Annotated in this window: 25 protein-coding genes and 3 tRNA genes; 26 read left to right on the forward strand and 2 right to left on the reverse strand. The window is 53.3% G+C overall.

Annotated elements, in window-relative coordinates; genetic code table 11:
• Positions 1-17 precede the first annotated feature (17 nt).
• From LG52_RS06310 to LG52_RS06345, 8 genes are all read left to right on the forward strand, one after another.
• Positions 18-407: a gamma-glutamylcyclotransferase family protein gene (locus tag LG52_RS06310; protein WP_044731310.1), complete on the forward strand. Its 390-nt coding sequence runs from the start codon at positions 18-20 to the stop codon at positions 405-407.
• 213 nt (positions 408-620) lie between these two features.
• On the forward strand, positions 621-1,979 hold the full coding sequence (gene glnA / locus LG52_RS06315; RefSeq protein ID WP_044731311.1) for a type I glutamate--ammonia ligase: 1,359 nt from the start codon (positions 621-623) through the stop codon (positions 1,977-1,979).
• A gap of 217 nt (positions 1,980-2,196) precedes the next feature.
• The gene (locus tag LG52_RS06320; RefSeq protein ID WP_044731312.1) at positions 2,197-3,084 is read left to right on the forward strand and encodes a sulfite exporter TauE/SafE family protein; all 888 of its coding nucleotides are present in this window, start codon (positions 2,197-2,199) and stop codon (positions 3,082-3,084) included.
• A 287-nt stretch (positions 3,085-3,371) separates the two neighbouring features.
• The gene (locus LG52_RS06325; RefSeq protein ID WP_044731313.1) at positions 3,372-4,328 is read left to right on the forward strand and encodes an MBL fold metallo-hydrolase; all 957 of its coding nucleotides are present in this window, start codon (positions 3,372-3,374) and stop codon (positions 4,326-4,328) included.
• A gap of 277 nt (positions 4,329-4,605) precedes the next feature.
• Complete coding sequence (locus LG52_RS06330; RefSeq protein WP_044733127.1) at positions 4,606-4,884, forward strand: transporter suffix domain-containing protein; 279 nt, start codon at positions 4,606-4,608, stop codon at positions 4,882-4,884.
• 30 nt (positions 4,885-4,914) lie between these two features.
• The gene (locus LG52_RS06335) at positions 4,915-5,712 is read left to right on the forward strand and encodes an SGNH/GDSL hydrolase family protein (protein ID WP_044731314.1); all 798 of its coding nucleotides are present in this window, start codon (positions 4,915-4,917) and stop codon (positions 5,710-5,712) included.
• Positions 5,709-6,623: an ABC transporter ATP-binding protein gene (locus LG52_RS06340; protein ID WP_044731315.1), complete on the forward strand. Its 915-nt coding sequence runs from the start codon at positions 5,709-5,711 to the stop codon at positions 6,621-6,623. Before LG52_RS06335 ends, LG52_RS06340 begins: the two co-directional genes overlap by 4 nt.
• Positions 6,616-7,596: an ABC transporter permease gene (locus LG52_RS06345; protein WP_044731316.1), complete on the forward strand. Its 981-nt coding sequence runs from the start codon at positions 6,616-6,618 to the stop codon at positions 7,594-7,596. Before LG52_RS06340 ends, LG52_RS06345 begins: the two co-directional genes overlap by 8 nt.
• A gap of 68 nt (positions 7,597-7,664) precedes the next feature.
• Here the strand turns inward: LG52_RS06345 and LG52_RS06350 are convergent, their stop codons facing one another.
• Complete coding sequence (locus LG52_RS06350; protein WP_021321939.1) at positions 7,665-8,132, reverse strand: hypothetical protein; 468 nt, start codon at positions 8,130-8,132, stop codon at positions 7,665-7,667.
• 13 nt (positions 8,133-8,145) lie between these two features.
• Positions 8,146-8,910, reverse strand: a complete 765-nt coding sequence (locus tag LG52_RS06355; protein WP_011231140.1) for a hypothetical protein — start codon at positions 8,908-8,910, stop codon at positions 8,146-8,148.
• A 190-nt stretch (positions 8,911-9,100) separates the two neighbouring features.
• Between LG52_RS06355 and LG52_RS06360 the strand changes: the two genes are divergently transcribed.
• The 18 genes from LG52_RS06360 to LG52_RS06445 all read left to right on the forward strand — a co-directional run bounded on the left by LG52_RS06360 (position 9,101) and on the right by LG52_RS06445 (position 21,592).
• Positions 9,101-9,177, forward strand: a tRNA-Pro gene (locus LG52_RS06360).
• A 10-nt stretch (positions 9,178-9,187) separates the two neighbouring features.
• Positions 9,188-9,260, forward strand: a tRNA-Ala gene (locus LG52_RS06365).
• A 9-nt stretch (positions 9,261-9,269) separates the two neighbouring features.
• Positions 9,270-9,359 (forward strand) — tRNA-Ser (locus tag LG52_RS06370).
• A 233-nt stretch (positions 9,360-9,592) separates the two neighbouring features.
• Entirely contained in the window at positions 9,593-9,862 is a 270-nt protein-coding gene (locus LG52_RS06375; protein WP_011231142.1) for an AbrB/MazE/SpoVT family DNA-binding domain-containing protein, read from the forward strand.
• Positions 9,862-10,191 (forward strand): type II toxin-antitoxin system PemK/MazF family toxin, encoded by a 330-nt coding sequence (locus LG52_RS06380; RefSeq protein ID WP_011231143.1) that lies wholly within the window; start codon positions 9,862-9,864, stop codon positions 10,189-10,191. Before LG52_RS06375 ends, LG52_RS06380 begins: the two co-directional genes overlap by 1 nt.
• Positions 10,192-10,643: 452 nt before the next feature.
• Positions 10,644-11,477, forward strand: a complete 834-nt coding sequence (locus tag LG52_RS06385; protein ID WP_011231146.1) for a pirin family protein — start codon at positions 10,644-10,646, stop codon at positions 11,475-11,477.
• 95 nt (positions 11,478-11,572) lie between these two features.
• Entirely contained in the window at positions 11,573-12,322 is a 750-nt protein-coding gene (gene nfsA / locus LG52_RS06390) for an oxygen-insensitive NADPH nitroreductase (protein WP_044731317.1), read from the forward strand.
• Between the two features lie 189 nt (positions 12,323-12,511).
• A complete protein-coding gene (locus LG52_RS06395) occupies positions 12,512-13,255 on the forward strand; it encodes an NAD-dependent protein deacylase (protein WP_044731318.1) in 744 nt (247 codons plus the stop codon).
• A gap of 179 nt (positions 13,256-13,434) precedes the next feature.
• Complete coding sequence (locus LG52_RS06400) at positions 13,435-14,613, forward strand: acyl-CoA dehydrogenase family protein (RefSeq protein WP_044731319.1); 1,179 nt, start codon at positions 13,435-13,437, stop codon at positions 14,611-14,613.
• A 36-nt stretch (positions 14,614-14,649) separates the two neighbouring features.
• Positions 14,650-15,414, forward strand: a complete 765-nt coding sequence (gene fabG / locus LG52_RS06405; protein ID WP_044731320.1) for a 3-oxoacyl-ACP reductase FabG — start codon at positions 14,650-14,652, stop codon at positions 15,412-15,414.
• Positions 15,415-15,432: 18 nt separating this feature from the next.
• Positions 15,433-15,882, forward strand: coding sequence for a MaoC family dehydratase N-terminal domain-containing protein (locus LG52_RS06410; protein WP_044731321.1), 450 nt, complete (start codon positions 15,433-15,435; stop codon positions 15,880-15,882).
• The gene (locus LG52_RS06415) at positions 15,879-16,283 is read left to right on the forward strand and encodes a MaoC family dehydratase (RefSeq protein ID WP_044731322.1); all 405 of its coding nucleotides are present in this window, start codon (positions 15,879-15,881) and stop codon (positions 16,281-16,283) included. The genes LG52_RS06410 and LG52_RS06415 overlap by 4 nt, the downstream gene beginning before the upstream one ends.
• Before the next feature lie 82 nt (positions 16,284-16,365).
• Positions 16,366-17,535 (forward strand): thiolase family protein, encoded by a 1,170-nt coding sequence (locus LG52_RS06420; protein WP_044731323.1) that lies wholly within the window; start codon positions 16,366-16,368, stop codon positions 17,533-17,535.
• A 20-nt stretch (positions 17,536-17,555) separates the two neighbouring features.
• On the forward strand, positions 17,556-18,170 hold the full coding sequence (locus LG52_RS06425) for a TetR/AcrR family transcriptional regulator (RefSeq protein ID WP_044733128.1): 615 nt from the start codon (positions 17,556-17,558) through the stop codon (positions 18,168-18,170).
• Positions 18,171-18,224: 54 nt separating this feature from the next.
• Positions 18,225-19,088: a branched-chain amino acid ABC transporter permease gene (locus LG52_RS06430; RefSeq protein ID WP_044731324.1), complete on the forward strand. Its 864-nt coding sequence runs from the start codon at positions 18,225-18,227 to the stop codon at positions 19,086-19,088.
• A complete protein-coding gene (locus LG52_RS06435) occupies positions 19,088-20,128 on the forward strand; it encodes a branched-chain amino acid ABC transporter permease (protein ID WP_044731325.1) in 1,041 nt (346 codons plus the stop codon). Before LG52_RS06430 ends, LG52_RS06435 begins: the two co-directional genes overlap by 1 nt.
• Positions 20,128-20,892: an ABC transporter ATP-binding protein gene (locus LG52_RS06440; RefSeq protein WP_044731326.1), complete on the forward strand. Its 765-nt coding sequence runs from the start codon at positions 20,128-20,130 to the stop codon at positions 20,890-20,892. Before LG52_RS06435 ends, LG52_RS06440 begins: the two co-directional genes overlap by 1 nt.
• Positions 20,885-21,592, forward strand: coding sequence for an ABC transporter ATP-binding protein (locus LG52_RS06445; protein WP_044731327.1), 708 nt, complete (start codon positions 20,885-20,887; stop codon positions 21,590-21,592). The genes LG52_RS06440 and LG52_RS06445 overlap by 8 nt, the downstream gene beginning before the upstream one ends.
• Positions 21,593-21,643: the final 51 nt, after the last annotated feature.

Raw genomic sequence — 21,643 nt, forward strand, 5'->3', positions numbered from 1 at the left:
AAAAGGAGAAAAGCGAGATGGCGGAAAGACGATATCGAGTGTTTGTGTATGGCACGTTGCTGACTGGCGAGGACAACCATGATGTCGTAGCTCCCTATGTTTGCGCCGTATGCCCAGGGAAGGTGAACGGTCGTTTGTACAGCGTTGGCCCGTACCCTGCGCTTGTGCTCGGTGAAGAAGGAGAAGTGGAAGGGGAATGGCTGACGGTGACGGAGGAAGGGCTCAAGGCGATGGATGAGCTTGAAGACTACGCCGAAGGACGGGACGATAACGAATATGAGCGGATATGGGTCCGCGACGCCCGCCAACCGATCGAAGGGTACGTCTACGTTTACTTGCCGGAAAAAGCCGCCGGCCTGCCGATCATTTCGTCCGGCTCGTGGCGTCGGCGTGAGGAGAAAACGTAACATCCATAGCGGATAGAAAAAGCCAGCCGAGGAGACAATCGTCTCCTCGGCTGGCTTTTTTGTATAAATATTCGTCTTGTTTGAAAAAGTTTGCAAAAAAATTCATTATAAAAATACAGAAAAATTGATAAAAAAGTATTGCCAAACGGCTTCTCTTTTTCTATAATAAAATCATGTTAGGAAAATAAACGCGTGAATGTGAGGTAATTTAACATGTCAAAACCGTTCGTTTCCTCTGCACAAACGGAGTTGTTGGAACAAATCAAAGAGAAGATCAAAGAAAAAAACGTTGAGCTTCTTCATTTGCAGTTTGTCGACATTGAAGGGATTTTAAAGCACGTGACCGTGACGGCTGAACAGCTTGATGATGTTGTCGAAGGGAAAATCATGTTTGACGGTTCGTCGATCAAAGGCTTCTCGCCGATCAACCGTTCCGACTTGTACTTGCTGCCGGATTTGAATACGTTTGCTGTTTTGCCGTGGACTGTCGAGGAAGGCTATGCGGAAGCGCGCTTTCTCTGCTCGGTGACCAATCCGGACGGCACGCTGTTTGAAGGCGACCCGCGCAACGTGCTGAAAAAAACGATCGAGCGGGCGGCGGAAAAAGGATATACGATCTCGGTCGGTCCGGAGCTGGAGTTTTTCCTGTTCAAAGCCGATGAAAACGGCAATCCGACGCTCGAGCTCCATGATGGCGGCGGTTATTTCGAACCGTCTCCGAAAGACTTGGGCGAGCGCGTTCGCCTTGAAATTTACCGCGCCTTAAAAGCGATGGGCTTTACGATTGAAGCGTCGCACCATGAAGTGGCGGAAGGCCAGCATGAGATCAACTTCAAATATGCCGATGCGCTCGGTGCGGCTGACAATGCGACGACGTACAAATGGGTCGTCAAAACGATCGCCAGCAAGTTCGGCCTCCATGCGACGTTTATGCCAAAACCGGTGTTTGGCATCAACGGTTCAGGCATGCATGTCAACATTTCCCTTTTCAAAGATGGGGAAAATGCGTTCTTTGATCCGAACGATGCGAACCAGTTGTCAGAAACAGCGTACCAATTCATCGCGGGCTTGCTGAAAAACGTCAAACACTTTGCGGCGGTTACGAACCCGCTTGTCAACTCGTACAAACGGCTTGTGCCAGGGTATGAGGCGCCTTGCTACATCGCCTGGTCCGCTTCGAACCGTTCGGCGCTCATCCGCATTCCGGCCAAACGCGGTGTCGCGACGCGCGTCGAGCTCCGTTGCCCGGACCCGTCGGCTAACCCGTACTTAGCGTATGCCATCATCGCGGCGGCTGGTTTGGACGGCGTTGAAAAAGGCTTAACCGCTCCTGCTCCGATTGACGAGGACATCTTCCATATGTCGGACGAACGTCGCGCCGAACTTGGCATTGACAACTTGCCGGAAAACTTGGGCGAGGCCATCGCTGCGTTTGAAAGCGGAGGAATCGGCCGCGCGACGCTTGGCGAGCACGTATTCAACGAATACGTCGCGATGAAAAAAGACGAATGGAACAGCTACCGCACGGCGGTTCATGCTTGGGAAGTCGAGCGGTATCAAGGGAAATTTTGAGCAAAAACAAGTTTCAACAAGGCGTCCTGTTTCGATATTCGGGGCGCCTTGTTTCTTTGTTTTTTTAGACGCCGAGCCGGTGGCCGTTTGCGATGTCATGGGTGTAATGAAAAAATGATAGTATTTTTTATTTTTTTAAATTCATAGTTGACATCTATGAATAATGAGATTTAAATTATAAGTAACGTGTTCAACCATTGCAAACGGAGGGAAACCAATGAAAAAACTGATCGTTTTTGTGTTTGTAGGATTTATCGCCCAGCTGATTGACGGCTCACTTGGGATGGCGTATGGCGTCACGTCGTCGACGCTGCTCTTGACGTTCGGCATCGCTCCGGCGGTCGCCTCGGCGTCCGTTCATTTGGCGGAAGTCGTGACGACCGCAGCGTCTGGAGCGTCCCATTGGAAGTTCGGCAACGTCGACCGCGGAATGGTGCTGAAGCTTATCATTCCCGGTTCGGTTGGGGCGTTTGTCGGAGCGTGCTTTTTAAGCAACTTGCCGGGGGATTTGATCAAGCCGTACGTGTCGCTGTTTTTGCTGGCGCTTGGCCTTTACATCATGTATCGATTCTTATTTTTAAACGGCCGCGCGCCGTCGGCGCCGGAGAAACGGTGGTCTAATAAGCAGCTCGTCCCGCTCGGATTGGCGGCCGGTTTCCTTGATGCGACCGGCGGTGGGGGATGGGGGCCGATTGCGACGCCGGTGTTGTTGGCCAATAAAAGCATGGAAGCGCGCAAGGTGGTCGGCACAGTCGATACGTCCGAATTTGCCGTCGCGCTGTCGGCGACGCTAGGATTCGTCATTTCGCTTGGTTGGGAGCAAGTGAACTGGTACTGGGTGCTGACGCTCATGGCTGGCGGGGTCATCGCTGCGCCGATCGCTGCTTGGCTTGTCCGCAAACTGCCGTCCCATTTGCTTGGGGTATTGGTCGGCGGGTTGATTATTTTGACGAATGTCCGCACGCTCCTGCACGCTTGGGAAGCGCCTGCGCCGGTGTATCCGACCGTTTATGGCCTTATCGTCATCGGCTGGGCCGCGGCGGTATGGCTGGCGATCCGAAACGGGCGGAAAGAGAAAGCGGCTGGCGGCGAGTTGGTGTCGTAAGCATTAGGGGGTGCTTGGCAAACGACGGTGTCTTTCCGTTGGCGGCAGCGTTGGATGCGAGCGGGTCGAGCATCAGGGAGCTTGTTCGTGCTGCGGAGGGCAACGGTCGACAGCGCCCGTCTTCAAAAATAGCGCGCGGAGCAGTTGTTGCCCCGTTGCCGACAGTTGAAACGAGAAGGCGGCTCTTGCCCTCTGGGCAGGGGCTGCTTTTTTATCAGCCCCTGTAGCGGGAATCCAGTTTCTATGTTAAAATATTCTGCATCATCAACCAAAGGGGGAGAGGGAACATGGCACAGCCGCTTGATCTCGGCCGCCGCATTTCACTCATCGATTTGTATGATTTGCGCATGCCGCAGCGCACCGGTACATACGTGCTTCACGAAGAGAACTTGGCGATCGTGGAAACAGGGCCAAGCCCGTCGGTGCCGCATTTGCTTGCTGGATTGAAAGCGCTTCATATCGATCCGGCCGAGATTCGCTATATCATCGTCACCCATATTCATTTGGACCATGCGGGCGGCGTTGGGCTGCTTCTTCAGCATTGCCCGAATGCAACGGTCGTCGTCCATCCAAAAGGAAAGCGGCATTTGGCCGATCCGTCGCGGCTCATTGCCGGGGCGAAGGCGGTGTACGGCGCGCAGTTTGAAGCGCTGTTTGACCCGATCGTTCCGGTGCCGGAAGAGCGTCTCATCGTGAAAGAGGACGGGGAAACGCTGGAGCTGAGTGCGGAGCGGACGCTCGTGTTTTATGATACGCCGGGGCATGCCAACCACCATTTCTCCATTTACGATTCGTACAGCCGCGGCGTGTTCACTGGCGATACGATCGGCGTTTTTTATCCGCAGCTGCAAGAAGCGGGGCTTACGTTTTGCCTTCCTTCAACATCTCCGAACCAATTTGATCCCGAGGCAATGGAGCAGTCGGCGGCAAGGCTTGAGGAGCTGAGACCGGAACGCATTTATTTTGGCCATTTCGGCATGCTGGATGACCCACAGGAGGCATTTCGCCAGCTTCGCCTTTGGCTGCCGAAGTTCGTGGCGGCGGGAAAAGAAGCGGTCGACCGTCATCCAGAAGCGCCGGCTGCCGAGCAGGCGAAAATGGCAGCGCACCGGTTGCGCGGCGAAGTGATGGCGTTTCTTGATGATCATGGCGCTCCATCTTCGTCGTCCGCGCATGCGGCGATCGAGCTTGATTTGCAAGTGTGCGCGATGGGATTGATCGATTATTGGCATAAACAGCGGTGATCATTCACAGTGTTCTGTTTGCCTAGCCAGGCCGGCTAGGCTTCTTTTGTGGTTGGACGGTGAAGGGCGAGGCGGCGCCAAGAAAGCCAGACTGCCCATCAACATGCATTTTCCATGTTTCATTGGCTCGATGCGCTTGACCATTTTCAAAGCGGAAGATTTCTCGAAATGAGTATACATATGTTAGAGTTGAGATAGGTCATTGTTTGTTTTTCGCAAGCGTATATGTTGCCAATGGACAGGGGGGAACGGGTGGGTGAAACATAAGCCGCTTATGATGCGCCGCATCGGCATCGTGCTCATCATCGCATCCTTCGTTGTTTGGCTGATCCCTCCCATCGTCCCTTTTCTGCCGTTTTCGGCCGCGGTCAAAGCTTTGATCGCTACAGTTGCCATTGTGGCGGCGAAAATCATGTTTTGGATTGGGGCGTTGTTGGTGGGAAAGGAAGCGGCCGCGAAGCTAAAGAAGTATTGGAATCCGAAACATTGGCGAATAAAACGGTGGTTGTCGGATCAAACCAATGATGGCGAACAATTCCAAGACGGATCGCGATAGATGACAACGATGTAGAAATGAGGTGGTTGCATGCGACGGAGCACAGTTGCGCTTCTCATAGCCGTTGCCGCCCTGTCCGGAGTGCTTTGGCTTGGCGGCCTGGCATTGGCGGTGCAAGACCAGTTTTTTTCAGCGGCCAAGCCGCCGACGAAAGAACAACGGACGCCGACGGCTGAAACAAGGCAACATGACGAGAAAATAGATATTGTTGCTCTTGGCGATTCGTTGACAAGAGGAACAGGTGATGAAAGCGGAAAAGGGTATGTCGGCTATATGGTCGATGAGCTTCGACGGCAAACAGATCAACCAATCCGTGTGACGAATTTGGCGGTTCGCGGCCTTCGTTCCGACGGCCTGCTTCGCCAGCTTGGCGAGCCTGAGATTCAACGGCAAGTCGCGATGGCGGATCTGATCGTGATGACCATTGGCGGCAACGATTTGTTTCAAGGTGGGGAAGCGCTTCGATTGAACATGAAACAGCTCGATGAGGCGAAGCGCCGGTATGTGGCGAACCTCGACCGCATTTTCGCCGCGCTGCGCCGCTTCAACAGCGAGGCGGTCATTTTTGCGATCGGTTTGTACAACCCGTTCAGCGATTTAGACGATGCCAAACGGACGTCGGCGGTTGTGCGCGATTGGAATTTTGCATCAGCGGAAGTGGCGGCCCGCTATCCCAACATTGTCGCGGTGCCGACGTTTGATTTGTTTGCCCTCCATGTCAACGACTATTTGTACAGCGACCACTTCCATCCGAATGAAGAAGGATATAAGCGGATTGGCGAGCGCGTCGCCTCGCTCATCACGTTGACGGAGGAGGACAAGCGATGACCAAACGGGTGACGTTGACGGTCAAAGAGCTGCGAAAAACGATTCGCGGCAAGGAAATTATTAAAGGCATTTCGTTTGAGCTGCATGAGGGGGAAGTGTTCGGCTTTTTAGGGCCGAACGGCGCGGGAAAAACGACGACGATCCGCATGCTCGTCGGGCTCATTCGACCGACGTCGGGGACGGTGGCGATTTGCGGGTATGATCTTCACCGCCAGTTTACCGACGCGATTCGCCAGATCGGCTGCATCGTCGAAAACCCAGAAATGTATCCGTATTTAACAGGCTGGGAAAACCTTGAACATTTCTCCCGCATGATGCCGGGAATTGGTGCAGATCGGATCGTGGAAGTGGCGAAGCTCGTCGGCCTTGAACAGCGCATTCATGACCGGGTGAGCACGTATTCGCTCGGCATGCGGCAGCGGCTCGGCATCGCTCAGGCGCTGCTTGGAAAGCCGAAGGTGCTCATTTTGGACGAGCCGACCAACGGCCTTGACCCGGCCGGCATTCGCGAGATGCGCGCCTTCATTCGCTTTTTGGCGGAAACGGAAGGGTTGAGCGTCCTTGTTTCATCGCATTTGTTAAGTGAAATTCAATTAATGTGCGACCGCGTGGCCATTATGGCGAAAGGGCGGCTCTTGGCCGTGGACACGGTTGAGCGGCTGTTAAACCAACAGGCGCGCGTCGTCTGGAAAGCCGCTCCGATCGATCGGGCGCGGGCGCTCTTGGCTGAGGAAACCGAGGTGCTGCGCGCCGATGAAGAGACGATCGTCACGCCATATGAGCCGTCGAGACTAGCTGCTTGGAACGCCAGGCTTGTCCAAGCCGGCGTCTCGGTTTCGGAAATTGAACCGCGGCTGCCGACGCTCGAAGACTTGTTTATCGAGCTGACAGGGGGCGAAACGATTGAGTAAGCTCGTGTATAATGAAATGTTGAAAATCGTCCGCAAAAAGCGGCTATGGGTGATCACAGCCATCATTGCGGTGCTTGTTGCCTTGTTTACATACGCCCAATACCGCGAGACGGAAGAGCTGAGAAAACGGATCGGCACGGCCGATTGGCGGACGCAGCTGCAGCAGCAAATCGTCGATTTGCAAAACCGTCTCCAGTCGCCGAGCATGTCGGAAGAATGGCGGAAGTATTTGCAAATCCGCCTCAAGCAGCAGCAGTACTACTTAGAACACAACATTAACCCGTCTGCCCCAGGGGCGCCGACGTTTATGCGTACGTTTATCGAAAACGCCATCGACTTGTTTTTGCCGCTGTTAGTGATGGTCGTGGCTGCCGATTTAGTGTCGTCCGAGGCAAGCGCCGGAACGATCAAGCTGCTTCTTGTCCGGCCGGTGAAGAGATGGAGAATTTTGTTAGGTAAGTATATCGCCTTGCTTTTATCGGTATCGCTCATTATGCTGATGACGGCGGTGCTGTCGTATACCATCTCTGGCCTTGTGTTTGGCTACGGCGGCTTCCGCCTGCCGTTGTTGACCGGGTTTGCTCCGCAAGGGGAAGACTTGAATACGGAAAACGTCCATATGATTCCGCAATGGAAATACATTTTGATCGAGCTCGGGTTGGCAGCGTTTGTGAGCGTTGTCGTCGGCACGCTGACGTTTATGCTTTCGGTGCTGCTTCGGAGCACGGCGGCGGTGATGGGGATCATGCTGGCAGCATTGATTTCTGGCGCGATTTTGTCAAACATGGTGTCGTCATGGCATTCGGCCAAATATTTGTTTATAGTCAATTTGCGGCTGACGGATTACATAAGAGGAGCGGCTCCGCCGATTGAGGGGATGACGCTTGGCTTTTCGATGGCCGTGCTGGCTGTCTGGGGGCTTGCAGGGCTTCTTGTCGCTTTTTTTGTCTTTATGCGGCGAGATGTCTATTGAAAACGGCAGAGCGGCGAAAACCCGAGGGGGTGTTCCCTCGGGTTTTTCAGTGAAAGGGGATGAAATGCCTATCTATTCGGCTGCTTGTCGTGAACGCCGGCGAGTCCAAGCGCGTGATGGCCCCGCAGCAACTGCTCCACGGCCGGCCATTGCTGTTCATCGCAACGGATGAGAAGCACGATATCAGCGCCTGTGCGGCTTTGACGGTGCGTGGATTTTCGGTTTACCCACCATTTGAGCAAAATGCCGATTCCGATGCCTGAAACCGCCCCGATAATCCCCCAAATGATCGGACCCCATGCCAACACATAGCCGTAAATCGCCCCTAGCAGCATCAAGCACGTTCCTAAAATCGCCGCCAAGTCAAGGAAGCTGAACCCGTTGGCGTGATGGAGCGTATCAAGCAGGCGCGGCGGTTCGGCAGAGCGGTTGAGCGGGACTGCAAAAATCTGATGTTCAGCAATCCCTTTTTCTTGAAGCGCTGAAATCGCCAGTTCAACGAATAGGTGGCTCTCGAAAGTGGCAATGACAATCATGAAACGCCTCCCATCAAATCGGCCATGCGAACCGTTTCGGCTGAAAGCGGCGCCGCAAATAGTGGGCTAGTTCTTTTTCAAACAACTTGTTGTATTCGACCGCTGATACGTAAGCATCGTAAAAGATGAACGAATAAATCGATGGCAGATAAAGCGCCCACTGCATATCGATGATCTTCGTTGCACAATCGAATCGGCCCGTCAGCGTGTACGTAATCGCTTCGGGCAAGTGGGCGAAATACGATACCAAAATGGTAAAGGTGAAGATAAACAGGCCGGTGATCACTTTATGGACATACAAATGGCCAAGGCCAGGGGCGAGCACCGACCAGACCAGCGCCAGCCAAGGCTCGCGCTTGTCCAAATAATTAATATCCCATATTCCCATTCGGATGGAAGAGATCGGCGCATCTTCGCGGTCGGCGAGCAAATACAGCTTGTTCATGTCGACTGAGCCGCGGTAGCTGTCCCAAATGCTGTACATGTAGATGGCCACATAAAACATGAGCCATCGTTCGTCAAGAACGGCTTTTGCCTTTTCAAAATCGCCAAGCAGCGAGTATAATATACCTGTATTGATATGGGCTTTTGTGTTGATAAACAGCTCCCAGAGGATTAACATAAAGGCCGTGGCGTAGCGTTGCTGCATCAAATTGCCGAAACCCGGAAACGAAAAGGAAAAAAAGGCGACGACAAGCGGATGACGCAAATGGAAATGGGTGGTTGTCAATTGCGACAAATGCGCCCGTTTGCGCCGCGCCGGCGGAATGAGTTTCACAAAGCGCCCCCTTTCCTTTACACGGTTGCTGTGTTTTTAGTATAGGAAAAAAGGAGCGGCAGCTATGCAGGTCGTTTCAGAAAAAAGATAAATTTTCATCCGTTATGGCGAAAAAAAGATAAAAAAACTATTGACTTTCCTTTGAGGTTCATATAGAATATGAATTGTCGCAAGGTAAACCAGCCTATGTCGGGAAGTAGCTCAGCTTGGTAGAGCACACGGTTCGGGTCCGTGAGGTCGCAGGTTCAAATCCTGTCTTCCCGACCATTATAGACATGGGGCCTTAGCTCAGCTGGGAGAGCGCCTGCCCCGCACGCAGGAGGTCATCGGTTCGAATCCGATAGGCTCCATTTTCATACGGAGGAATACCCAAGTCTGGCTGAAGGGGGCGGTTTCGAAAACCGCTAGGGGTGTCACAGCCCGCGGGGGTTCGAATCCCTCTTCCTCCATTTCTAATATCCGATCCTGTCAAATTGTAAATCATGAAACCCTTGATACGACTGCGTTGGCAGTCGTTTTTCATTTTTTGGGAATCCTTTTGACTTTTCTTCAAATCTTTATGTTCAGCGTCTTATCATCAATCGTAATCGTTCGTTTCGAATCGAAAACACCGTCTCGATGGCATCTTTTTTTGAATTTATGTATATACTATGTATATACGAAATGAAAGGAGAGAGGTATAATGGAATTAAACAAACAGAAAGGAGTGTCAATCATGACAATAACAGTTCAAAAATGGGGAAACAGCCTTGCGGTTCGTATCCCAAGCGTGATTGCTGAACGTTTAGCGCTTCATCAAGGATCAGAAGTGGAGATGATCGTTGAGAACCAAGCGATCAAGTTGATCCCGAAAAAGAAAAAGCCGACATTGGAGGAACTTTTGGCTAAAATCACGCCGGAAAATCGCCATGCTGAAATTGATTTTGGAACAGAAGGGAATGAATTGTTCTGATGCAAGCGCCGGATCGTGGGGATCTTGTTTACGTCAATTTCAATCCACAAGCAGGGCATGAGCAGGCAGGAAAAAGGCCCGGCATCGTTCTATCACCAAAGCGGTTCAATCAATTGACAGGGTTTGCGGTGCTTTGCCCGATCACCCGGCAACAAAAAGGATATCCATTTGAAGTGGAATTGCCATCAGGCTTGGCCGTTGAAGGCGTGATTTTAACCGATCAGGTCAAAAGTTTAGATTGGCGCGCCCGACAGCTTCAAATAGTAGGACGGGCGCCCAATGAAGTTGTTTCGGATTGCTTGGATCTGATTCATACTTTTCTTTCGTGAAAAGCCATTTATATTGGCCTTTTGTTCACTTTTAGCATACTTTTTGCGTACATTTTTGCCCTTCACGCTCCTTGAGGCGGGAGACTTCCTTCGGATATTTTGTTAAAAAGGCAGAATCGAGCAACGAAAAGAAGGCGGATTGTCCCGCCTTTTTGCATGGATTGACACACTGGAGATTATTTTGCACAAATTTTGCACGTGATGAACGAGCATGTCCATTCATCCTTGTATCAATAGTTTTATGGTGGGATTGGAATCCCTCTTCCAACGTCCACCTGCCGAGTGCCGGCAGGTTTTTTGTTTTTTGCGAGCGGTATGGCCGCCATTTTTCAGGCAGATGACTTGCCTGTTTTTCGTTGAATCCGGTACGATGAAGGAGGAAACGGTTTGCCGATTGAGCTGCACTCCTTTCGGCAACGGCCGGGATTGCGCAACATAAGGGAGGAGAGGTTATGGCGATTCAACGCCGCATTCGTCGCGTGAAAACCGTGCAAATGACCACCAACAGTCCGATTCATCGCAGCGGTTCGGTGCTTGAGCCCGGGAACTGGCAAGAGTATGATCCGTTTTTGCTGCTGATGGAAGATATTTTTGAGCGAGGAACGTTTGACGTCCATCCGCACCGCGGCATTGAGACGGTCACGTATGTGATCAGCGGCGAGCTTGAACATTTCGACAGCAAAGCCGGCCACAGCACGCTCGGGCCTGGAGATGTGCAATGGATGACGGCCGGCCGCGGCGTCGTCCATAAGGAAGACCCGGCGTCCGGTTCAACCGTGCACAGCCTTCAGCTATGGGTCAACTTGCCGAGCGCGTACAAAATGACCGAGCCGCGCTACCAAAACTTGCGCTCCAAAGACATGCCCGTGCGCAAGGAAGAGGGAGCGACGATCCGGGTCTTTTCCGGGTCATCGAAAGGCGTCAAAGCGCCGACGAAAAACATCGTTCCCGTCACGATGGTGGAAATGATTGTCGAACCGGGAACAACGGTCGTGCAAGATTTGCCGGGGCATTACAATGGGTTTTTGTACATTCTTGAGGGGAGTGGCGTGTTCGGTGCCGACAACATCGAAGGAAAAGCCGGGCAAGCGCTGTTTTTCAGCCGCCACAACCGCGGCGAGGAAACGGAGCTAAACGTGACCGCCCGCGAAAAACTCCGCCTTCTTCTTTATGCCGGCGAGCCGGTGAACGAACCGGTCGTCGCCTACGGGCCGTTCGTCATGAACACGCCGGAACAAATCCGCGAGGCGATTCGCGATTACCAGGAAGGGCGGTTTGGGCGATAATGGAAGGGAAAGAGCCGATTCGTTGTATGGCTCTTTCTTTTTTGTTATCATGTTCACAAAAAGAAGCCGTTGGGCTGTTCAAGGAGGACATAGTCATGAACCAAGTCATCGAAACGATTCTCCAGCACCGTTCGATCCGCCGGTTTGAAGACAGGCCGCTCACGGATGAACAAATCCGCACGATCGTCGAATGCGCCCAGGCGGCATCGACTTCAAGCTATGTTCAAGCGTACTCGATCATCGGGGTGAAAGATCCGGAGAAAAAACGGAAGCTCGCCGAGCTGGCGGGAAATCAATCCTATGTCGAGCATAACGGCCATTTCTTTGTCTTTTGCGCTGATTTTCACCGCCATGAGCTCATCGGTGAAATCGAGGGAAAAGACGTGATTCCGTCGCTTGAGAGCACGGAAAAGTTTATGGTTGCGCTGATTGACACGGCGCTTGCGGCGCAAAACGCCGCCATTGCCGCGGAGTCGATGGGGCTTGGCATCTGCTACATTGGCGGGCTGCGCAACAACCTGCCGGAAGTATGCCAACTGCTTAACATACCGAAACGGGTCATTCCGCTGTTCGGGCTTGCCGTCGGCTATCCTGCGCAAACGCCGGATCCAAAGCCGCGGCTGCCGTTTGAACACGTTTATCATGAGGACGAATACAACCAAGACCGCGCCCGATTCCTCGAACAATTGCAACGCTACAACGAAACGGTTTCGGCGTATTATGAGCAGCGGACAAATGGCCGCCGCCGCGACACATGGACCGGGCAGATGGCCGATACGCTCAGCCGCCAAGTCCGGATGTACATGAAGGAGTTTGTGGAAGGGAAAGGGTTCAATTTACGGTAGCCTCTCTTCGTTGGGAAGAGGGGTTTTTCTTGCAGGTGATTTCATTTGTAGGAAAATTATGACAGCCCGTTGGACATTCGTTTTGGTGATTGATTTTGTCTGGAGTTTCAGCTATACGTTATGGCCTCGAAAAGAACCGAAGGCGAGACTGGCAAAACCAAGAGGTTCGTAGGAAAGGAGAGAACGAGAATGGACCAAATCCGGCAACTGGCGCAATGGATCAAAGAGGCGAATACGATCGCCGTCCTGACCGGGGCGGGGATGAGCACGGAATCCGGCATTCCTGATTTTCGCAGCGAAAACGGCCTTTACGCCCAAGAGGACAATGTCGAATATTATTTGTCAGAGCATTATTACAAAAAAGATCCGGTTGATTTTTGGCGTCGATTCAAGCGGATGTTTTCATTAAAAATGATGGGCGGCTTTGCCCCGAATGACGGGCATCGGTTTCTCCGCTGGCTTGAGGAGATGGGCAAGACGGTGACGATTTTGACGCAAAATATTGACGGGCTGCATACGAAAGCAGGAAGCACGAATGTCATTGAGCTGCACGGCACGCTGCAGACGGCGACATGCCCGTCATGCGGCAACAAGTATGATCTGTCGTTTATCAACCGTCACGAGGTGCCGCGCTGTGAAAAGTGCCAGACGATTGTCAAACCGGATGTCGTTTTGTTTGGCGGGCTCGTGCCGCGCATCGAGGAAGCGTTTGCGGCAGCGGCCGCCAGCGACTTGCTTCTGGCGATGGGAACGAGTTTGGAAGTGGCGCCCGTGAATCAAATCCCGTTTTATGTCGCCGCCGAATCGCCGGCAACGCGGAAAGTGTTGATCAACAAAACGGCGACGAGGATGGACGGGATGTTTGACCTTGTCATTTATGGCGGAATCGGGGAAACGGTCGCTAGCGTGCGCAAGCAAATGCAGGCGGAATAGATCGATAGATTCCATGCCAACGGGAGAACGCATATAGCGTTTTCCCGTTGGACGAAAATCAAAAAAGGTATTGTACTTTTCAGAACATTCGAATATAATAAAGATAACATACCAACCGGTTGGTATTTTGATGAGTGGAGTCGAGCATAAAGGCGTAACGGAAAAGGGAGGGGACCATCATGTATTTGCGCTTAACGGACGAGCAGCGCATGGTGCAAAAAGCGATCCGCAAGTTTGTCGAAAAAGAATTGATGCCGCTCGAAAATGAAGTATTGCGCAATGAGCGCGAAGGGAAGCCTGGGCTCCCGCCCGAAAAATTAAAAGAGCTGCAGCTCAAAGCGAAGGAAGCGGGGTTTTGGGGGATCAACACGCCGGAGGAATACGGCGGCGCGAATTTGGGCCATGTCATGCAGGCGATTGTGTTGATGGAAGTGTCGAAAACGCTTGTTCCGTTCCAGTTTGGCGGATCGGCGGACAACATTTTGTATTACGCCAACGAGGAGCAAAAGAAAAAATATTTGATCCCGACGATCAACGGCGAGAAAAAATCGTGCTTTGCCATGACCGAGCCAGGCGCGGGGTCTGATACGCGCAACATTAAAATGACGGCGGTGAAAGACGGCGACGAGTGGGTGTTAAACGGGGAGAAGACATTCATTACCGGCGGCAACGACGCCGATTTTGTCATGGTGATCGCCATCACCGACAAAGAGCGTCACCAAGCCTCGAACGGGCGTGAAGGGGTGACGTGTTTTATCGTCGACCGCGAGATGGGCTGGCGTTCGGAGCCGATACATACGATGGGACCTTCCACTCCAGCCAGCTTAATTTTCGAAAATGTGCGCGTGCCGGAAGAAAACATTTTAGGCGAGCTGCATCACGGCTATCAACTTGGGCTTGAGTGGATCGGCTACGCCCGCTGGGTCGTCGGCGCCCGTGCGGTCGGAGCGGCCGAGCGGCTGCTGCAAATGGCGATCGACTACGCGAAAGAACGCGTTACGTTCGGCAAGCCGATCGCCGAGCGGCAGGCGATCCAATGGATGATCGCCGATTCGGCGGTGGAAATTGAAGCGGCGAAATGGCTTGTTTTGAACGCGGCGTTTACGCTTGATCAAGGGGAGGACAATCGCCATTTAGCTTCGATGGCGAAACTGTTTGGCGCGAACATGGGCAACCGCGTCGTTGACCGCGTCATGCAAATCCACGGCGGCATGGGCTACACGAAAGAAATGCCGATCGAACGCTGGTACCGTGAAGCGAGATTGTGGCGCATTTACGACGGCACCGATGAAATTCAGCGCCTCATTATCGCCCGCAACTTAATTAAAGGACACGTCAAGCTTGGACAGTTTCTCTAAAAAATGAAAGCGTTATCGAAAGGGAGGAGAAAACCGATGAGTCAACGGTTTGCAGGAAGAGTGGCGTTTGTGACCGGAGGAAGCCGCGGCATCGGCAAGGCGATTGTCACCCGTTTTGCCGAAGAAGGGGCGAAAGTAGCGTTCATTGATGTAAACGAAGAAGCGCTTGAAGCGACGGCTGCCGAGCTGCGGGAAAAAGGGTATGACGTTTACGCCAAGGTGGCGAGCGTCACCGACCGCGAACAAGTGGAAACGACGATCCGAGAAGTGGTCGATCGGTTCGGCTCGCTCGATATTCTCGTCAACAACGCCGGCGTCATCCGCGACAACCTGCTGTTTAAAATGACGGACGACGACTGGCAAACGGTGATGGACATCCATTTGAAAGGGGCGTTTTACTGCGCCCGCGCCGCGCAAAAATATATGGTCGAAAGAGGATACGGCCGCATCATCAACATTTCGTCAACGTCCGCGCTCGGCAACCGCGGCCAGGCGAACTATTCGGCGGCGAAAGCCGGAATTCAAGGATTTACGAAAACACTGGCGATTGAGCTTGGCAAATTCGGCATCACGACGAATGCCGTCGCCCCTGGGTTTATTGAAACCGATATGACGAAAGCAACGGCTGAGCGGCTCGGCATTTCGTTTGAGCAGCTCATCCAAGCGAGCGTCGCCAACATCCCGGTCGGGCGCAGCGGCCGTCCGGAAGACATCGCCCATGCGGTCGCCTTTTTCGCTGACGAGCGGTCGTCGTTTGTCAACGGTCAAGTGCTGTATGTCGCCGGCGGTCCGAAATGTTGAACACAAGGGGGGACGAACATGTATCAGCATGACATCGGAAAACGGTCGGCGAAAGTGAAAAACGTCGTCGAGCGCGGAGCGGTGAAAAAGTTCGCTGAAGCGGTCGGCGACCCGAATCCGATTTATTGGGATGAGGAAACGGGGAAACGGTCGCGCTACGGGCGCAACATTGCGCCGCCGACGTTTCCGCGCGTGTTTGACTACGGCGTCATTGAAGGGCTGAAATTGCCGGCGAAAGGGCTCATCCATGGCGAACAGCACTTCCATTATGAGCGCCCGTTGTTTGTCGGTGAAGAGCTGTATTGTTATGCGGAAGTGAAAGATTATTATGAAAAACAAAGCAGCATGGGCTTGCTTGGCTTTTTAGTGATCGCGAACAACGGCGAAGACGCCGATGGGAATCTCATTTTCACCTCGACCTCGACGATCATTATTAACGAGGCGGTTAGAAAGGCGATGAGCGTATGACAACGATCCGTGAATGGCAAGTGGGGCAGTCGCTTCCCGACGTGACGCTCGCACCGGTGTCCCGGCTTGATTTAATCAAATACGCCGGCGCATCAGGCGACTACAACCCGATCCATACGATCGATGAAGAGGCGAAAAAAGCCGGCCTGCCCGGCATTATCGCCCACGGCATGTGGACGATGGGAAACCTCGCCAAACTGTTTACATCGTATTACGAAGAAGGGTTTGTCCAAGATTATTTCGTCCGCTTCCAGTCGATGGTGTTTTTAAACGATGTCATCACGTTAAAAGCAACGGTGAAAGAAAAAGACGACAAGGCGATTCGTTTTGCCGTCGCTGCCGTCAACCAGCATGGAAAAGAAGTCATTAAGGGCGAAGCTGTGTTTTCTCTGTATGAGTGAAGCAAGGCAGCGAGCCCGGCAACATCGAGAACACGCCCAGTTGCCGGGTTTCGCGCTACAAAGGGGATGAGGAGGAGTCAGGATGAGACGGGATGCCGTCATTGTGTCGGCCGTGCGAACGGCCATCGCTCGTCAAGGAGGCGCTTTGGCGACGCTGCCGGCGCACATTTACGGTGCGGAAGTGATCAAAGAAGCGATGCGACGGGCAAACATTGGCCCAGAGCTTGTTGATGATGTCATTATAGGCAACGTCTTAAGCGGGGGCGGCAATATCGCCCGGCTGACCGCGCTGCAAACTGGCTTGTCGCTTGAACTAACGGGGCTGACGGTCGACCGCCAGTGCGGATCGGGCATTAATGCCGTGAACTTAGCCGCGCAAGCCATTTGGGCCGGTGACGGGGATGTGTATATCGCCGGCGGAGTGGAAAGCATGAGCCGCGCTCCATATTTAATGGACCGCCCGGAAAAACCGTACAGCTCGACGCCGCCAAGCTTCCGCAAGTCGCAGCTGTCGCCGAAAGAAATCGGCGATCCGCCGATGGGGATTACGGCGGAAAACTTGGCCAAAAAGTACGGCATCAGCCGCGAAGAGCAAGACGCGTTCGCTTTGCGCAGCCAGCAGCGCATGGCGCGTGCTATGCAAGAAGGGCGGTTTGAGGAGCAAATCGTGCCGATCACCGTTCCAGTGAAAAAAGGCGAGCCGTTCGTCTTCGATACGGACGAACATCCACGCCCGAACACGACGATGGAAGCACTTGCGAAGCTGCCGCCGGCGTTTTTGGAAGGAGGAACGGTGACAGCGGGGAACAGCTCGGGGCTGAACGATGCCGCTTCCGCGCTCGTCATCATGTCTCGTGAAAAAGCAGAGGAGCTTGGCGCAAAGCCGCTTGCCGTCATCCGCGCTCATGCCGTCGCCGGTGTTGATCCGAACATTATGGGCATCGGCCCGGTGCCGGCGACGAGAAAAGTGCTAAAAAAGGCGGGGCTTTCGCTTGATGAGATGGACATCATCGAAATCAACGAAGCGTTTGCCGCGCAAGTGATCACTTGTGACCGCGAGCTTGAGATGGATCCGGAAAAAGTGAACGTCAACGGCGGCGCCATTGCCCACGGCCATCCGCTCGGCGCGACGGGGGCGATTTTGATTACGAAAGCGGTGTATGAACTGAAGCGCCGCGGAGGGAAATACGCGCTTGTGACCGCGTGCATCGGCGGCGGCCAAGGGATCGCCACGATTATCGAACGGGAATAATGAACTGGAGCCAGTTGACGATGAAAGAAAAATTGAGGGAAGCGGCCATTGAACTGTTTGAGCGCAAAGGATTCAAAGAAACGTCGGTGCAGGAAATCGTCGAAGCGATTGGGGCAACGAAAGGAGCTTTTTACTACTATTACAAAAGCAAAGAAGAGCTGCTCTGCGATATTTGTGTTTCCTATTTGGATGATTTGTTGCGGCAGCAAGAGCACATTATCCAAGATGTAGGAGCAAGTTGCACGGATAAACTGCGCGCCATCGTCTATATGGTCATCAGCAACATTCGCACGCGGAAGAAAAGCGCCCGCATTTTCTTCCGCGAAATGCGGCATTTGGCTGATGATCATTTGGCGGAAATTCGCGCAAAGCGGCGGGTGTTCCGCAAACGGTATGAACAGCTCATTGAAGACGGGATCGCTCGCGGCGAGTTTAAGCCGTCCCTCAACGCGGAAATGATCACGTTCGGCCTGCTTGGCATCACGAACTGGAGCTATTACTGGTTTCAGCCGGATGGGGGCGTTTCTGAAAAAGAGCTGACCGATATTTATGTCGATTTCATTTTAAACGGTATTCGGGCGCAGAGCGAGAAAACGGGAGCTGGTGTAGGAGGATCGCCTATTTCACTGAAATGATGGATCGGCTGTTTAGCTTATATAAGGCTGAGCGGCAGACAAGGGGGGATCGGGATGGAGTTGTTCATTCAGCAACTGTTAAACGGGCTGACTGTTGGAAGCGTTTACAGCCTCGTCGCGTTAGGCTTGACGCTCGTTTACGGCATTTTGCACATTCCAAACTTTGCTCACGGCGCGCTGTATATGATGGGCGGTTATGTCACGCTTACGGCCATGACGAAGCTTGGGATGCCGTATGGGTTGGCCATTATTGTATCGATGGCGGCGGTCGGGCTGCTTGGCGTCTTGATGGAGCGGTTGGTGTTTTATCCGCTCCGCGACGCGCCGCCGCTTCATGACAAAATCGCGGCGATCGGCATTTTGCTGTTTTTGGAAGCGTTCGCCCAGTTCGTCTGGGGGGCGGACTATCAGACGATGCCGACACCATACGGAGACGTCGTCAATATTTTCGGTTTCACACTGACCATTCAACGCATCCTCATCATTGCATCCGCTGTGGTCATCATGGTGCTGTTGTACATCTTCTTGAAAAAGACGTTCATCGGCGCTTCGATCATCGCGATGGCGCAAAACCGTGAAGGAGCGAATTTAGTCGGCATCAACACGAGTAAAGTCGCCATGTTGACGTTTTTCCTTTCCGGCAGTTTGGCCGCGCTCGCCGCGTCGCTCGCTTCTCCGATCAACCTCGTGTTTCCCGGCATGGGCCATCTTGTTATCTTGAAAGCGTTCGTCATCATCATTCTCGGGGGGATGGGAAGCATTCCCGGCGCCATTGTCGGCGGCTATATTTTAGGATTTAGTGAAAGTTTAGGAGCGACGTATGTGTCGAACGACTACAAAGACATTATCGCCTTCGTGATTCTTGTCATCATTTTAACAGTCAAACCAAACGGACTGTTTGCCAAGGAGGGACGTTGATGGCCATTTTCGAAAAACGACGCCTATGGCTCGCGGTCCTCGCGGCGCTGGCACTCGCTTTTCCGCTGCTTGTCACCAACGGCTATTACTTGCACATGATGACGATCTCCTTTATCTGGATGATCGCGGTTTACGGATTGAACTTGTTTGCCGGCTATACTGGCTATTTATCGCTTGCCCACGCTGGATTTTTTGCGATCGGGGCCTATACGCTCGGTATTTTGACGGTGAAAGCCGGCGTGCCGTTTTGGCTCGCTTTCGTGTCGGCCTGTTTGTTGACAACGTTGATTGGCGCTTTGGTCGGCCTTGTCGCGTTGCGGACGAAAGAGCACTTTTTCGCCATTTATACGCTTTGTGTCGGCTACATTATTTATTTGGTCATTGACAAATGGGATGGCTTAACCGGCGGGGTGCGCGGCTTTATCGGCATTCCGGCGCCGGCTGACATCGGTCCGCTCTCGTTTCAAACGCCCGTCGCCCAATATTATTTGGTGTTGTTTTTCTTGGCTGTCGTCGCCTTCATCATGTATCGGCTTGTCTACTCGTTGACTGGGCGGACGTACATCGCCATTCGCAACAGTGAGGAGCTTGCTTTGACGCTTGGCATCTCGACGATGAAAAACAAGCTCGCTTCGTTTGTTCTGTCCGTCTTTTTCACCTCGCTTGCCGGGGCGTTGTACGCATCGTTCATCCGGTTTCTCGGCCCGGATATCGCATATATAAGCGTTATGTTTGACTTTTTGACGTATTTGCTTGTCGGCGGGATTGGCACGCTCGCCGGCCCGGTCGTCGGGACGTTGCTCGTGACGTTTTTGTCCCAGCAGCTGCAGTTTTTGCAGGACTATCGGATGCTGATTTTTGGCCCGATTTTGACGTTGCTCATTATCTTTTATCCGCATGGCATCGCCGGCGGCTTCATCCGCTATCAAGCGAAGCGGAAGGAAGCGCGTCGTCTCGAGCCGGAAGCGAACCGAGCGGCTGCGGAACTGGCTGTCTCGAGCCAAGGGCGAGGCGAGCGGCACGCAGAGGAGGGATCATGATGCTTTTGCACGTGGAACGACTGACGAAGCGGTTTGGCGGACTGCTGGCGGTCAACGATGTCACGTTTTCCGTCGAACAAGGGAAAATCAACGCCATCATCGGTCCGAACGGCGCCGGCAAGTCGACGTTTTTCAATCTCATCAGCGGCTTGCACCGGCCGACGTCGGGGACGATTACGTTTAAAGGGCGCGATATCACTCGCCTGCCGGCAAACGAACGGGCGAAGCTCGGCATCGCCCGAACGTTTCAAACGACCCATTTGTTTGAACAATCGACGGTCATGGACAACGTGATCATCGGCCATCGTCTCCGCACGTCATCCAACTTATTTGATGCCATTTTGCGCACGAAACGGCACCGCCGCGAGGAACAGGCATGCAAAGAAAAAGCGATGGAAGTGCTCGACTTTGTCGGGTTGAACCATGTGGCGGATCGGATGGTGGCCAACTTGTCGCAGGAACAGAAAAAACGGACGGCGTTTGCGCTCGCCTTAGCAACCGATCCGGAGCTCGTTTTGCTTGACGAGCCGGCGGCCGGCATCAATCCGGATGAAACGGAAGGGCTTGAGGAATTGATCGTCAAAATGGTGGAAGGCGGCCTGACCGTTTGCCTCATTGAGCACAAAATGTCGATGATCATGAAAATCGCCGACCGCATTATGGTGTTAAACTACGGAGAAAAAATCGCGGAAGGAACGCCGGAGGAAGTGAAAAACAACGAGGCGGTCATTCAAGCGTATTTAGGAGGGAGCGCCATTGCTTGAAGTTGCCAACGTATCGGTCCGCTATGGGAGTTTTGCCGCCATTCGCGATGTGACGTTTTCCGTCAAGCGAGGGGAGATCGCCGTGTTGCTGGGCGCCAACGGAGCGGGGAAAAGCACATTGTTTCGCACGATCAGCGGGTTGCACAAACCCGTGCAGGGAGAAATCCGCCTCGACGGCGAGCGCATTGATTCGCTGCCGCCTGACCGCATCGTCGGGCGCGGCGTTGTGCAATGCGCGGAAGGGCGCAAACTGTTTCCGCGCATGAGTGTATACGAAAACTTGCTGATGGGCGCTTACGTCCATCGAAAGGACAAAGAAGGCATCCGCCGCTCGATCGAACATGTATACGAACTGTTTCCGATTTTGCGCGAAAAGCAAAACGCGCCAGCCGGGTCGTTAAGCGGCGGCCAGCAGCAAATGCTCGCCATCGGCCGCGCCTTAATGTCGCGTCCTGCGGTGCTCTTGCTTGATGAGCCGTCAATCGGACTCGCTCCGTTGATTGTCGAGCAGATGTTTGCGACGATTAAGCAAATCAATGAGGGAGGAACAACGATTTTGTTGGCGGAACAAAACGCCCATGCGGCGTTGTCGATTGCCCACCGCGGCTATGTGTTTGAAAACGGAACGATCGTTGCCTCGGGAACGGCGGAGGAGCTGCTCGCGAACGACGATGTCCGCAAGGCGTACATTGGGACATAAGAAGGTTGTTGTCAAACCTTGAAAGGGGGTGAGCAACGGGTGCATTGAGTA

This window comes from Geobacillus kaustophilus, assembly GCF_000948285.1.
Classification (GTDB): domain Bacteria; phylum Bacillota; class Bacilli; order Bacillales; family Anoxybacillaceae; genus Geobacillus; species Geobacillus thermoleovorans_A.

What these genes read in the sequence shown, in the direction of transcription:
- LG52_RS06310 (WP_044731310.1), top strand. Translation starts at nt 18, where the DNA reads ATGGCGGAAAGACGATATCGAGTGTTTGTGTATGGCACGTTGCTGACT.
- LG52_RS06420 (WP_044731323.1), top strand. Translation starts at nt 16,366, where the DNA reads ATGAGACGGGATGCCGTCATTGTGTCGGCCGTGCGAACGGCCATCGCT.
- LG52_RS06440 (WP_044731326.1), top strand. Translation starts at nt 20,128, where the DNA reads ATGCTTTTGCACGTGGAACGACTGACGAAGCGGTTTGGCGGACTGCTG.
- glnA (WP_044731311.1), top strand. Translation starts at nt 621, where the DNA reads ATGTCAAAACCGTTCGTTTCCTCTGCACAAACGGAGTTGTTGGAACAA.
- nfsA (WP_044731317.1), top strand. Translation starts at nt 11,573, where the DNA reads ATGAACCAAGTCATCGAAACGATTCTCCAGCACCGTTCGATCCGCCGG.
- LG52_RS06340 (WP_044731315.1), top strand. Translation starts at nt 5,709, where the DNA reads ATGACCAAACGGGTGACGTTGACGGTCAAAGAGCTGCGAAAAACGATT.
- LG52_RS06410 (WP_044731321.1), top strand. Translation starts at nt 15,433, where the DNA reads ATGTATCAGCATGACATCGGAAAACGGTCGGCGAAAGTGAAAAACGTC.
- LG52_RS06395 (WP_044731318.1), top strand. Translation starts at nt 12,512, where the DNA reads ATGGACCAAATCCGGCAACTGGCGCAATGGATCAAAGAGGCGAATACG.
- LG52_RS06425 (WP_044733128.1), top strand. Translation starts at nt 17,556, where the DNA reads ATGAAAGAAAAATTGAGGGAAGCGGCCATTGAACTGTTTGAGCGCAAA.
- LG52_RS06400 (WP_044731319.1), top strand. Translation starts at nt 13,435, where the DNA reads ATGTATTTGCGCTTAACGGACGAGCAGCGCATGGTGCAAAAAGCGATC.
- LG52_RS06415 (WP_044731322.1), top strand. Translation starts at nt 15,879, where the DNA reads ATGACAACGATCCGTGAATGGCAAGTGGGGCAGTCGCTTCCCGACGTG.
- LG52_RS06375 (WP_011231142.1), top strand. Translation starts at nt 9,593, where the DNA reads ATGGAATTAAACAAACAGAAAGGAGTGTCAATCATGACAATAACAGTT.
- LG52_RS06325 (WP_044731313.1), top strand. Translation starts at nt 3,372, where the DNA reads ATGGCACAGCCGCTTGATCTCGGCCGCCGCATTTCACTCATCGATTTG.
- LG52_RS06435 (WP_044731325.1), top strand. Translation starts at nt 19,088, where the DNA reads ATGGCCATTTTCGAAAAACGACGCCTATGGCTCGCGGTCCTCGCGGCG.
- LG52_RS06385 (WP_011231146.1), top strand. Translation starts at nt 10,644, where the DNA reads ATGGCGATTCAACGCCGCATTCGTCGCGTGAAAACCGTGCAAATGACC.
- LG52_RS06380 (WP_011231143.1), top strand. Translation starts at nt 9,862, where the DNA reads ATGCAAGCGCCGGATCGTGGGGATCTTGTTTACGTCAATTTCAATCCA.
- LG52_RS06335 (WP_044731314.1), top strand. Translation starts at nt 4,915, where the DNA reads ATGCGACGGAGCACAGTTGCGCTTCTCATAGCCGTTGCCGCCCTGTCC.
- LG52_RS06350 (WP_021321939.1), bottom strand. Translation starts at nt 8,132, where the DNA reads ATGATTGTCATTGCCACTTTCGAGAGCCACCTATTCGTTGAACTGGCG.
- LG52_RS06330 (WP_044733127.1), top strand. Translation starts at nt 4,606, where the DNA reads ATGCGCCGCATCGGCATCGTGCTCATCATCGCATCCTTCGTTGTTTGG.
- LG52_RS06320 (WP_044731312.1), top strand. Translation starts at nt 2,197, where the DNA reads ATGAAAAAACTGATCGTTTTTGTGTTTGTAGGATTTATCGCCCAGCTG.
- fabG (WP_044731320.1), top strand. Translation starts at nt 14,650, where the DNA reads ATGAGTCAACGGTTTGCAGGAAGAGTGGCGTTTGTGACCGGAGGAAGC.
- LG52_RS06430 (WP_044731324.1), top strand. Translation starts at nt 18,225, where the DNA reads ATGGAGTTGTTCATTCAGCAACTGTTAAACGGGCTGACTGTTGGAAGC.